Below are 11890 nucleotides of genomic sequence, written 5' to 3'. Positions count from 1 at the left end.
ATTTTAAAGGAAGAATGAACGTAGGATGGTAGCTGCAACTATTAAAAAAATACAAGCTCCAAACCAGCTGGCAGCAGTTTTACTGGTATCAGGGTCACCACTGCTGAATTTGTTGTAAACCTTGACCCCTCCAATTAAGCCTACTACCGCACCAATGGCATAAATCAGTTTCGTTGCAGGGTCAAAATAGGAAGTAACCATTTGCGTAGCTTCAGTGATTCCTGCAGAACCATTTCCCTGGGCATTCGTACTCAATCCGATTAACAGAAGCAATGCTGTTAAGACGATTTTTTTTCTTTGTCTTTTCATAATGAATAGATTTTTATGATTATGAAAACCCGTGCTTTACGGGTTCTGAGACAAAGGTGTTTGGAAGAGCAGAGTTAATTAAAGAAATGAGGTTCTAGGGAAGTATTTGGCATTAAAATTCTCTGAATGTTATATTGTAAAATTCATGTTGTGATGTACTTTATAAAACTTTATTTTTGCTAAAAAACTAAAAACACATGTACATATCGAGACTTTCTCTTCGAAATTTTAGAAATTTTAATTCAGCATCATTAGGTTTTACAAAAGGAGTCAACACTATTATCGGTGAAAACGGAGCTGGAAAATCAAATCTTTTCCATGCATTAAGAATAATGATTGATGATAGTATGCCTAGGTCAATCAGATTTTACGAAAATGATTTCAATCGTTCTATCGGAGATTGGGCTGGACACTGGATAGTAATTCAAATAATTTTTGATGATTTAGACAATGGTGAGGAGGCTCAATCAATTGCAATGCATAAAATGGCAGATGCTGAAAACTTTGATAGTTCAAGGGGAACTTACTCTTTATTTTTTCGTCCCAGAATTGACATTAGACGAAGTTTGTTTGAATTTTCAGAAAAAGAAGCTAAAACGCAAGAAGAATTATCTGAAATTCTGTCACAGATAAGTTTAAATGATTATGAAACTGTCTATACGGGAAGAGGAAATATTGATTTTTCAATAGATGATAATTATTCGTCCTATATTGGAGACTTCGAATCGATGACATTTCCAGATCCTGATGAGGAAAGAGTGGACATTTATGGAATTAAAATCTATGGAATATCAATACCTAATGAGTTTGCATGCACTTTTGCTAAGGCTTTAAGAGATGTTGAGGCAGATTTAAGATCATTTAAAGATAATCCCCTTATAAATCTTTTAAGAGATAAAGAAAAGAATATTCCAATTGAGAAAAAAAGCGAACTAGAAAATCAGATTGAAGAGTTGAATAAGTCAATTTCAGCATTAGATGAGGTTAAAAGTGTGTCATCAGGTATTTCACAAACAATGAGGGATACTGTTGGAGAAACTTATGCTCCAAATGTAAATATCAAGTCTGAACTTCCTGCCAATATGGAGAGGTTGTTACAGTCTCTAAAACTTTGGGTGGGAGACCCAGATGAAGAAGATTATGACGGAAGGCTTGGAGAGTTGAGCTTAGGTGGAGCTAATTTAATATATATATCGCTTAAATTATTAGAGTTTGAAAGAATAAAAAAAAATGAGAAAATTGCAAATTTTATTCTGATTGAAGAACCTGAAGCACATATTCACAATCATATTCAAAAAACACTTTTCCAAAAGTTAGATAAGGAAAGCACTCAGGTATTTATTTCGACCCACTCAACTCATATATCTTCTGTATCAGCAATTAGTTCAATAAATATTCTCGCAAGGGGTAAGAAAAAGGCTGAAGTTTTTAATCCTTCTAATAATCTTGAACCTAATGAGGTTATCAAATTAGAAAGATATTTGGACGCAAATAGAACTAATTTGTTATTTGCAAAAGGAGTTATATTGGTTGAAGGTGACGCCGAACATATTTTAATTCCGGTATTAATAAAGAAGGTATTAGGTGTAAGTTTAGATGAATTAGGAATCTCTATAATAAATATTGGAAGTACTGGTTTTGAAAATGTAGCTCAACTTTTTCATGAAGAGAGGGTAAGAAGAAGATGTAGTATTTTGACAGATAACGATATTTCTATAGTTCCTTTACCAAAAGATGAAAAAGATGATGATCAATATCAGAGAGATTGTCGTAATTCAGAGATTTCTGGAAAAAATAGAAAGCAAGATCTAGATAGTTTCTGTGAAAATAATGATTATGTTAAAGCATTTTATGCAAAACATACATTTGAGGTTGATTTTTTATTGGAGTATAATTCTCATGAAATAAAAGAGACGGTTAAAAAAGCCTATAAACAAAAGAAGAGTATTGAAAGTATTGGGTCTCTTATTGTTAATGATAATGTTGCAATTTCAGGAAAGGAGATTTTAAGACTTGCGAAAAAATTTGGGAAAGGATGGTTTTCAATTATGATTTCAGAAAATATAAATCATCTCACATACATCCCTCAATATATCTTGGAAGCATTGATATTTGCTTGTCCAGACATTAAAAAATCTATTCTTATTTATATCGCAAAATACAGAATTAGTAAACTAATAAATGTCAATATTGATAATTTAAACTACTCTGAAATTTTTGCAAATTTTAATGCTTTTGATGATGGAACAGAAGCATTAAACTATTATAAAAAAGAATTACCAAATGATGTTTTATCAGAAATACTGGTTTTAAAAAATGCTTAAGGGATTAAATAAACAACAAGTTACAGCTATTGAAGCTGTAGGTAATATTTTATTAACAGCTTGTCCAGGAAGTGGTAAAACAAGAACATTAACACACAAAATTGCGTACGAACTTGAAAAAAGTGTTGAGTCTAAAAAAGTTATTATTGCTGTAACATTTACCAATAGAGCTGCTGAAGAAATTCAGAGAAGAATTAGGGATTTTAATATGGATGATCGTACTTTATGGGCAGGTACAATTCATGCGTTTTGTTTGGAATGGATAATACGACCATATAGGTGCTATCTAGATGAACTTAAAAATGGATTTTCAATATCTGATGAATATAATTCAGAGAGAATTATTAATAATCTGAAGACAGAATATGGATTGCGTTTTTTTGATAATGTTTCTACGAGATATTTGCCTACTGGAGAAAAGGAAGAAGTTACTTTTAGAGAATTACTGGATGAATATCATGAAATTTTAGCTAAGGATAAACTAATTGATTTTGATCAAATTTTACATTATTCATATAAGCTAATTTCAAGCTATCCAAAAATTGCTTCGATTTTAAAAAAAATGTTTCATTTAATTTGTGTTGATGAGTATCAAGATACACAGCAATTACAATACTCAATTCTTAGCAGCATAATAAAAGCAGAAGGAGGAAGTTGTAAAATGTTTATTGTTGGAGATTCTGATCAGGCAATATACGGATCTTTAGGAGGTGTTGCTAAAAATCACAAGGAAATAGAATATGAGTTCCAAGAAACTTTTCTCAGTAAAGAATTAACGGGAAATTATCGCTCAAATCAGCAAATAATAAATTATAATAAAAACTTTCAAATTACTGATGTCGACATTCTTGCACTAGGATCAAATGCTCAAGATAGAGCTATCATAAAATATGATACAGAAATAGATAAAGACAATCTGGTAGTAGAAATTGCTCGTATTATTGAAGAGAAAATAGGTGAAGGTATACCAGAAAATGAAATCTGCGTACTTGCACCCAATTGGTATTTAGTAATACCAATGGGAAGAAGATTAAAGACTTTATTGCCAAATGTGAAATTTGATGCGGTTGGTCTTTCGCCATTGCAGAAAAATAGAGAAAATATTTGGTTTAAAATTGCTAGACTTTTTCTTGTTTCTCCTTCACCCACAAGCTTTATTATAAGAAAACGATGGAGCAGTGAACTGTTACTAGAACTGGAAAGTTTTGGAATAACACTATTTGAAAATCTTAACTTTAGGTCAAAGAAATTATTAAAAGTTATTAATTCTATTTCTTCTACTAATACAGATGGTATAGAGCATCTTGAAGATTGTTTTAGTCAGCTACTTGATAGATTACAAATTAATTTAGTTTCCAATAAATTGCTAAATGAGCAACTTACTTCGTTTATTGACGGAGCAAAAAAAAGATTGAATAATCCTGACTTTGATATGGCTAAAGATATTCATAGTTTTCGTAAAATGTTTAAACATGAAGAAGGTGTTGTCGTAAATACCTGTCATGGTATAAAAGGAGAAGAGTTCGATACTGTTATTGCATTTGGGTTACTGCATGGTAAAGTACCTAATTGGAATGAAAATAATGATATTGCTGCAAAAAAGCTATTATATGTAATATGTTCAAGATCTAAAAGAGCTTTATATTTATTTTCGGAAACAGGAAGAACTACACAGTCCGGTAGACAGTACTGTCCAACAAATCAATTGACTACGGTTGTCTATAATTACGACTAGTTCATAGCAAACCATTAATGTTAAAATTACTTGTCGAACCTTTTGTTCCTGTGCTGTCAAAACTCTTATCCAATAGTTCAGTTATTTTATGGGAAGCATTTTCGATAGAATTCTCAAGTAAGATATATAATTCGGTTCCATAAGTTTTCTGAACGATCGCTGCTGCTGTTTCCTTTTGAGATGCGGTAAAACTTTTTTGTTTCACAAACATCTCCACAGAGCTCAGTTCTTCAAAGGTAACCCCTTGGGCTAAACTGTTATCCTCACCGATTATTCTATACTTTTTCCATTCTTCTTCCTCTTCAATAAAATCATGTTCACTATTAAAACCATATTCCGGCTCTTCCTGCGGATTTAATAGACTGATATTTTCGCTGATATCATATTCTATGTCTAAATTAGAGGGATCAAAACCAAGTTCATTTTCTTGTCTTTCAGAGGAAGTCATTGTCATAGAATGGAGTGAAGTTTTTGCTTCACCCATAATATTGGGTTGGTTTTTATTATTTACTTGGTCTTCAGTTTTGTGAAAATGGGATTGTTTTCGGATAATTTTGTCATGGAGTAATAGCAGAATTATGGCCAGAAGACAAATGATGATGAGAGTTTCCATAGTTATAAAATGGGTTTAAAATGATTGTTAAAATACTCCGTAATCTCGTTTCCATATTCCAGAAAATGCTGTTCGAGAATATTGTCAATATAGGAATAGAGAGTTGTCCTTTCTTTTCTGGTAAGCTGTACAATTCGCAATAATCTTTCATGGTACTCTGGACGTATGTAGACCACTTTACCATTACGTCCTGAAGGAAAGCGATTCGTTAAAAAGATCTCTTCATAGTTCAGTTTTTTAGAAGAATTGGTTTTGGTTTTTTCTTTAGATTTTTGAACGACTTGTTTGGTTACATGATTTTGTTCATCAAGAGCGGTTTGTTCACCACTGATGACCTGCATTAAATATTCTTCATCAACGGTAGTCTTTTCTAAATCTTTGTTGTCATTGTTTGTAGCCATCTTTCGGGTTTTATAAGTTTGTGATTCTTAGAAATTCTTTAACAAACAGATCCATTCTTGTCGCTTTTAAAAGCGGATAGTCTGCTGGTAGAAGTGTTGATCTGAAAATACTGTTTCCAATATGGTCGGATTCCTTACGAAATCGTTTACTGTCCATGATTCGCGTATCCATTATATTCATCTGAAGAGTCGCAATCGCTTTTTCGTAGATTTCGTATAACCCTGTCTTTTCCCGTCCATCAATCTGATTCCAGAATAGCCATAACGCTTGTTGCGGAAAATCATGCTCACCGGAAGGAAGCGCCATAAAAGCTTTGGTAAATCCTAACGTACTTTCTACAACCAAACGGTCAGCAGTCATGGGAGCAAAAATAAAATCCATGGATTTCAAGGTCGTCAACACCCCTTTGGTATTGGCGGTACCAGGCAGATCATAAAAGATAATATCCGGAACTAGGGTAGTTTGTTTAATATATCGGGTAGATTCTTCTATTGCATTTTCTGCCTTACAGCGTATAATCGGATATGCTTTCTTATTGATCAGTTGGAATTGTTTCATAGCAGCTTTTTTATGGTACTCGTTCAGCATAATTGCTTTTTTATCACGTTCCCTCATATTGCTTAGGCTGTATTGTGGAAAATCACAATCCATGACTAAAACATTGTATCCCAATCGGTAATGTAATACGCCGGCAAGTAATATGGTAATCGTCGATTTTCCCACACCTCCTTTTTGAGTGGAGAAACTTACTTTTAAAGTTTTTTTTGTTGCTTTCATGATGCATGTATTTATTGTTGTTTTATAATGTTGAATGGTAAGAATCTGTATAAGTTGATTTGTATTTAGGTGTACTCCTGTATTATCTTAAAAATCTAAAGATGTATACATTTACATCATTTTTACAGGGCATATCTGCAACTGCTTTGTTGAAAGAATACCTTTTTTTGAATATCTGTAACTGCTTTTCTGCTTTTGCGCTTTTATAGTTTTAAAACTTTACATTTTTATGATTTACCCGTTCCATCACCAACTTTATGTGTTGCTGTAAAGGAAAGAGTTTTTAAAACCAGTGCTGATCTTCAGGTGATACCTGGTGTTATTTGGCAGTTATTGGAAGGGGGGATTATTGTAGATATCCGGTTGTTTCTGTTTATCTTGTTGTATACAATTTTAAGAAGAGTTGGTGTTTATTATAACATCTGAAAGATGTTGATCTCTTGTTACAATAGTTTTTGTAATACGATAAATATGGTGTTCACCTGAACACGGCAAGTTGTGTTTTGAGTGCCTCATAACTGTTTTTTGTGCCTCAAAACAACTTGCCCTGCCGGGAGCTTTGAAACGCTCTCCGAAGTCGAGGTTTATAAACTTTAAATCGAAATCTAATGAATGATCAGAAAAATAATAAGAGAAGTAAAGGTGGGCGAAAGCCAAAGATAAACCCTTGTAATCACCGGTATGTTTTTAGGCTGGATGATGAAGACAATAGCAAATTTCTGTCTTTATTTGAAGCCTCTGGAATAGATAATAAAGCTAAATTTATAACTTCTGTATTGTTTTCAAAAGAAATAAAAACAGTAAAAATTGATAAAGGTACTGTTGATTTTTACATGAGGCTGACTTCCTTTTATTCCCAGTTCAGAGCAGTGGGCGTGAATTACAATCAGGTAGTTAAGTTATTATATACTCATTTTACCGAAAAAAAAGCTGCGGCATTTCTGTATCAATTGGAGAAACATACTGCTGAACTTTCAGCTTTATGCCGGAAAATTATTGAATTGGCTAATGAATTTACTAACGGGAATATAGAAAAATGATGGTTCAATGATTGTAAAAATTGGCAGAAGCAGTAATTTATATGGAGCCTTAGCCTATAATCATCATAAGGTGGAAAAGGGACAAGGACAAATTTTGTTGATGAATAAAATGGTGGAATCCACAGATGGGAAATATACTATACCCCAGCTCATGAGATCTTTCGATCCTTATCTTGCTGCCAATCAAAAGACGGAAAAACATACTTTACATATATCGCTTAATCCAGATCCGAATGATAAGGTCAGTGATAAGGATTTTGTGAAGATGACAGAAGAGTATATGAATGGAATGGGGTACGGTGAACAGCCTTACATAGTTTTTAAACACACTGATATCGACCGTACCCATATTCATATTGTGTCTGTATGTGTTGATGAAAATGGCAGGAAAATATCAGATCGATTTGAGAAAAGGCGATCGATGAATATGTGCAGACAACTCGAAAATACCTATGATTTATGGCCAGCTGCAGAAGGGCAGAAGGTGAAAAATAACATGGTTTTCAAACCGGTTGATTATCAGACCGGAAATATTAGACATCAGATCGCCTCTGTCATCAGGAATATAGCTGATGTGTATTCCTTTAAAACACTTGGAGAGTACAATGCGCTGCTTTCACTTTTCAATATAGCAGTTGAAAAAATTGAAGGTGAATTGCATGGAAAACCACAGCGGGGGTTGGTATATTTTGCATTGGATACAAACAAACATAAAATTGGAAACCCATTGAAAGCTTCAAGGATTGGAAAAGCTGCACTCTTACCTGCACTGGAATCTCATTTTTTTAAAAGTAAAGAATCTATTCCTCAATCGAATAAAACTGAAATAAAGGGCTGGATTGATAATGCCCTCAAAGTGAGTCATCATGAAAAAGATTTTGTGGAGAAATTAAAGTCTGTGGGTGTTAATACGGTAATCCGCAGAAATGAAGGTGGACGGATTTATGGAATCACGTTTATCGATCATAACACCCGAACAGTATGGAATGGTTCAAATTTGGGAAAAGAATATTCCGCTGCTGTTTTTAATGATTTATGGAAGAACCAGGAGCATTTAAATAAATCCTCTGATGCAAAACAGGCAGAAGCGAAATCACTCCCAAGAAATCAATTTTTATCCCTTCAACTTCATCCCTTATTTGGATTTTTAAATGATGACAATGATGATTTACGTGACACTGAATCAGTGGACTCATTTCCCGGATTGTTGCCAACAGTGCAGGGAGAAGACGATGAAGAACAGATTTTTTCACAGCAAATGCGAAAGTGGAAAAAGAAAAGAAAAAGATAGTCTGATGATTTCTTACCCTTAGCCTTCTTTTTGCATAATTGCCTGTACTTTTTGCTGTAATTCCTTTTTATCAGGTAAATACAACTGGTATTTGGAAACAAATATTTTATTAGAAATACCACCTGTTGCATATTCCACCAATACTTCATCTTTTTCCGCAGAAAGGATTATGCCTATAGGCTCATTATCATCCACAACATTTTCTTCAGATTTAAAGTAGTTCAGATATAAATTCATTTGTCCTATATCATTGTGCTGAACCTGTTTTATTTTTAAATCAATCAGCACAAAACACTTTAAGATACGGTGATAGAATACAAGATCAATATAAAAATGCCTGTTACGAAGTGATATCTTATACTGTCTTCCGACAAATGTAAAACCCTTTCCCAGTTCTAAAAGAAACATCTGCAGATTGTCAATAATCTTCTGTTCCAATGCTTTTTCGGTAACACGATGACTTTGAGGTAATTTGAGAAAGTCCAGTACATATGGATCTTTTATAGCCTCTGTGGAATCGGTCACGATATGACCTTTTTCCGCAAGTTGCAGTACGCCCTTTTTATCTTTGCTCAATGCCAGTCTTTCAAAAAGGGAAGAGTTGATCTGCCTTTCCAGTTCGCGATAGCCCCAATTTTCCAGCACGGCCTGTTTTTCATAGAACTTCCTTGCCGTATCATCAGAAATACCGAGCAAAGTAACCAGATGAGTCCAGCTTAATTTGGCAGGCACTGCCTGCCATTTCTGATAGGTCAGATAAAATCTGCGCATATCTAAAATATTACGCCTGCCAAATCCTTTGCCGTAACGCTGCCTCAGATCTTTGGAAAGTGTTGCCAGTAAGTTACTTCCGTATTCTGCACGTTCCTCACCATGCTGCTCGTATTCCACGATATGCCTGCCAATTTCCCAGTTGGCTTTCACCAGCTCAGTATTAACAGCCTTAACCGCATTTTGTCTTGCAACCTCAATAGCGGATCCGATACTGTCCAGTAATTCAGTGTATTTTGATTGTACAGGTTTCATTGATATTTTGTTATAAGACAAATGTAAAAAATTCCTTGGTCAACAACTGCTATGATTCATGAGAAAATAAGTTTCAGTACTGTGCCAAATGCTTCCTTATAATGCCTGACACTGCCAGTGTAGAAAGCAGACTTCTGTTACCCGATAAATTCATCATCCTAACTCTAAAAATAAATGATATGCAGGGTGAAGATGATCTACGGGGCTTAGCTAAAATTATGGCTTTTATGCGTGCCGTCAGTATTTTAATGGTACTGATGCATTATTACTGGTATTGTTATCCATTTTTTCATGAAAAAGGATGGACATTGGAAATCATTAACAGAATACTGCTGAATTTCCAAAGAACAGCAGGGTTGTTCTCTCACAGTCTCTATACAAAAGTTTTCACCATTGTATTACTCTCTCTAAGCTGCCTGGGAACAAAAGGAGTAAAAGATGAGAAGATAACCTGGTCTCAGATTATCGGCTTCATGACAGTCGGAACATTATTGTTTTTCTTCAATACTATTTTGCTGAGATGGGGCGGGACAGGCATTCTTTTATATATGCTTTCAATGTCGGTAGGATATATCTTCCTAATGGTATCAGGGGTATGGATGAGCCGTTTGTTAAAACATAATCTGATGGATGATGTATTCAATAATGAGAATGAAAGTTTTATGCAGGAAACCCAATTGATGGAAAATGAATACTCTGTGAACCTTCCCACTAAATTCTATTACAGAGGGAAATGGAATCAGGGCTGGATCAATATTGTCAATCCATTCAGAGCAACCATTGTACTGGGAACTCCGGGATCAGGAAAGTCATATGCTATTGTCAATAATTATATCAAACAGCAGATTGAGAAGGGTTTCTCCATGTACATCTATGATTTTAAGTTTGATGATCTTTCAACAATTGCTTATAATCATGTATTGAAACACCAGGATAAATACAAAGTAAAACCGAAGTTTTATGTTATTAATTTTGATGATCCCCGAAGAAGCCATCGGTGCAATCCTTTAAATCCTGATTTTATGACGGATATTTCAGATGCCTATGAAGCAGCCTATACCATCATGCTCAATTTAAACAGAACCTGGATTCAAAAGCAAGGAGACTTCTTCGTGGAATCTCCCATTATTCTTTTAGCTGCTATTATCTGGTTCCTGAAAATATATGAAAATGGTAAATACTGTACTTTTCCTCATGCCATTGAACTGCTCAATAAAAAATACTCTGATGTTTTCAGGATTTTAACTTCTTATACTGATCTTGAGAACTATCTTTCCCCTTTCATGGACGCGTGGCAAGGTGGCGCACAGGACCAGCTTCAGGGGCAGATCGCCTCTGTTAAGATTCCTTTGTCACGAATGATATCTCCTCAGCTATATTGGGTCATGACCGGAGATGATTTTTCATTGGATATCAACAATCCGAAAGAACCGAAAATATTATGTGTAGGAAATAACCCGGATCGGCAGAATATCTATTCAGCAGCACTTGGGCTCTATAATTCCAGAATCGTAAAACTCATCAATAAAAAAGGACAACTAAAGAGTTCAGTGATTATTGATGAACTACCCACGATTTATTTTCGGGGATTGGATAATCTGATTGCAACCGCAAGAAGTAATAAAGTAGCTGTCTGCTTAGGGTTTCAGGATTTCTCCCAGTTGACAAGAGATTATGGAGATAAAGAAAGTAAAGTGATTCAGAATACAGTGGGGAATATATTCAGTGGTCAGGTCGTGGGAGACACGGCTAAAAATCTTTCCGAACGTTTTGGAAAAGTCCTGCAGAAAAGACAAAGTATGACCATCAACAGAAATGATACGTCCACTTCTATATCCACCCAGCTGGATAGTCTGATACCGGCTTCCAAAATTTCAACGTTAAGTCAGGGAATGTTTGTAGGGGCTGTATCTGATAATTTTGATGAAAGAATTGAACAAAAAATGTTTCATGCAGAAATAGTAGTGGATAATGAAAAAGTAGCTGAAGAAACTAAATCCTATCAGCGGATACCGGAGATTTTATCATTTGTAGATGATAGTGGAGAAGACCGGTTCACATCAATTATTGAAGAGAATTACAGAAATGTTAAACAGGACGTTATGAGGATCATTGAAAATGAAATTGAGCGTATAAAAGCTCACCCTGAGCTACAGCATTTAATACCAAAAGAATAAAGTAAAAATCCCCGGTCTCCGGGGATAAAAACTAATAACCATGAAAACTCAAATTAAACATGAGAATCAGATGCAAATTTACTGTAAATAATTTTTTTTTGACACTATCCCGTAAAGTGTGTAAGTTAAAAAGTTAGGGCTTAGATTTTATAATCTGAGCCTTTTTTCAAAAATAAGCATAAATTGGTTGAGTACA

Annotated in this window: 10 protein-coding genes; 5 read left to right on the top strand and 5 right to left on the bottom strand. The window is 34.4% G+C overall.

Features of this window, described 5'->3' with window-relative positions:
• Positions 1-3: 3 nt before the first annotated feature.
• A complete protein-coding gene (locus DRF67_RS17245; protein ID WP_115929547.1) occupies positions 4-309 on the bottom strand; it encodes a DUF4134 domain-containing protein in 306 nt (101 codons plus the stop codon).
• 197 nt (positions 310-506) lie between these two features.
• On the opposite strand from DRF67_RS17245, the gene DRF67_RS17240 reads away from it, so the two are divergent.
• A complete protein-coding gene (locus DRF67_RS17240) occupies positions 507-2633 on the top strand; it encodes an ATP-dependent nuclease (protein ID WP_115929546.1) in 2127 nt (708 codons plus the stop codon).
• Positions 2626-4368: a UvrD-helicase domain-containing protein gene (locus tag DRF67_RS17235; RefSeq protein WP_115929545.1), complete on the top strand. Its 1743-nt coding sequence runs from the start codon at positions 2626-2628 to the stop codon at positions 4366-4368. The genes DRF67_RS17240 and DRF67_RS17235 overlap by 8 nt, the downstream gene beginning before the upstream one ends.
• A gap of 1 nt (position 4369) precedes the next feature.
• Here DRF67_RS17235 and DRF67_RS17230 read toward each other — a convergent pair whose 3' ends face one another.
• The 3 genes from DRF67_RS17230 to DRF67_RS17220 are packed head-to-tail and all read right to left on the bottom strand — an operon-like array spanning position 4370 to position 6160.
• Entirely contained in the window at positions 4370-4981 is a 612-nt protein-coding gene (locus tag DRF67_RS17230; RefSeq protein ID WP_115929544.1) for a conjugal transfer protein TraD, read from the bottom strand.
• Between the two features lie 2 nt (positions 4982-4983).
• Entirely contained in the window at positions 4984-5382 is a 399-nt protein-coding gene (locus DRF67_RS17225; protein WP_115929543.1) for a DUF3408 domain-containing protein, read from the bottom strand.
• Positions 5383-5392: 10 nt separating this feature from the next.
• The gene (locus tag DRF67_RS17220; protein ID WP_115929542.1) at positions 5393-6160 is read right to left on the bottom strand and encodes a ParA family protein; all 768 of its coding nucleotides are present in this window, start codon (positions 6158-6160) and stop codon (positions 5393-5395) included.
• A gap of 608 nt (positions 6161-6768) precedes the next feature.
• Between DRF67_RS17220 and mobA the strand changes: the two genes are divergently transcribed.
• Positions 6769-7200 (top strand): conjugal transfer protein MobA, encoded by a 432-nt coding sequence (mobA, locus tag DRF67_RS17210; protein ID WP_115929540.1) that lies wholly within the window; start codon positions 6769-6771, stop codon positions 7198-7200.
• Positions 7201-7207: 7 nt separating this feature from the next.
• Positions 7208-8491: a conjugal transfer protein MobB gene (gene mobB, locus DRF67_RS17205; protein ID WP_115929539.1), complete on the top strand. Its 1284-nt coding sequence runs from the start codon at positions 7208-7210 to the stop codon at positions 8489-8491.
• A gap of 18 nt (positions 8492-8509) precedes the next feature.
• Here mobB and DRF67_RS17200 read toward each other — a convergent pair whose 3' ends face one another.
• Positions 8510-9517: a PDDEXK nuclease domain-containing protein gene (locus tag DRF67_RS17200; RefSeq protein WP_115929538.1), complete on the bottom strand. Its 1008-nt coding sequence runs from the start codon at positions 9515-9517 to the stop codon at positions 8510-8512.
• 179 nt (positions 9518-9696) lie between these two features.
• Here DRF67_RS17200 and mobC point away from each other — a divergent pair, with 179 nt between their 5' ends.
• Positions 9697-11694, top strand: coding sequence for a conjugal transfer protein MobC (gene mobC / locus DRF67_RS17195; protein WP_115929630.1), 1998 nt, complete (start codon positions 9697-9699; stop codon positions 11692-11694).
• Positions 11695-11890 lie beyond the last annotated feature (196 nt).

It is taken from the genome of Chryseobacterium pennipullorum (assembly GCF_003384725.1).
In the GTDB taxonomy this organism is placed as follows: domain Bacteria; phylum Bacteroidota; class Bacteroidia; order Flavobacteriales; family Weeksellaceae; genus Chryseobacterium; species Chryseobacterium pennipullorum.
Note: the sequence above shows the minus strand (reverse complement) of the source record. Positions and strands in the feature narration are given on the sequence as shown.

What these genes read in the sequence shown, in the direction of transcription:
- DRF67_RS17235 (WP_115929545.1), top strand. Translation starts at nt 2,626, where the DNA reads ATGCTTAAGGGATTAAATAAACAACAAGTTACAGCTATTGAAGCTGTA.
- DRF67_RS17245 (WP_115929547.1), bottom strand. Translation starts at nt 309, where the DNA reads ATGAAAAGACAAAGAAAAAAAATCGTCTTAACAGCATTGCTTCTGTTA.
- mobA (WP_115929540.1), top strand. Translation starts at nt 6,769, where the DNA reads ATGAATGATCAGAAAAATAATAAGAGAAGTAAAGGTGGGCGAAAGCCA.
- DRF67_RS17230 (WP_115929544.1), bottom strand. Translation starts at nt 4,981, where the DNA reads ATGGAAACTCTCATCATCATTTGTCTTCTGGCCATAATTCTGCTATTA.
- DRF67_RS17220 (WP_115929542.1), bottom strand. Translation starts at nt 6,160, where the DNA reads ATGAAAGCAACAAAAAAAACTTTAAAAGTAAGTTTCTCCACTCAAAAA.
- mobC (WP_115929630.1), top strand. Translation starts at nt 9,697, where the DNA reads ATGCAGGGTGAAGATGATCTACGGGGCTTAGCTAAAATTATGGCTTTT.
- DRF67_RS17200 (WP_115929538.1), bottom strand. Translation starts at nt 9,517, where the DNA reads ATGAAACCTGTACAATCAAAATACACTGAATTACTGGACAGTATCGGA.
- mobB (WP_115929539.1), top strand. Translation starts at nt 7,208, where the DNA reads ATGATTGTAAAAATTGGCAGAAGCAGTAATTTATATGGAGCCTTAGCC.
- DRF67_RS17240 (WP_115929546.1), top strand. Translation starts at nt 507, where the DNA reads ATGTACATATCGAGACTTTCTCTTCGAAATTTTAGAAATTTTAATTCA.
- DRF67_RS17225 (WP_115929543.1), bottom strand. Translation starts at nt 5,382, where the DNA reads ATGGCTACAAACAATGACAACAAAGATTTAGAAAAGACTACCGTTGAT.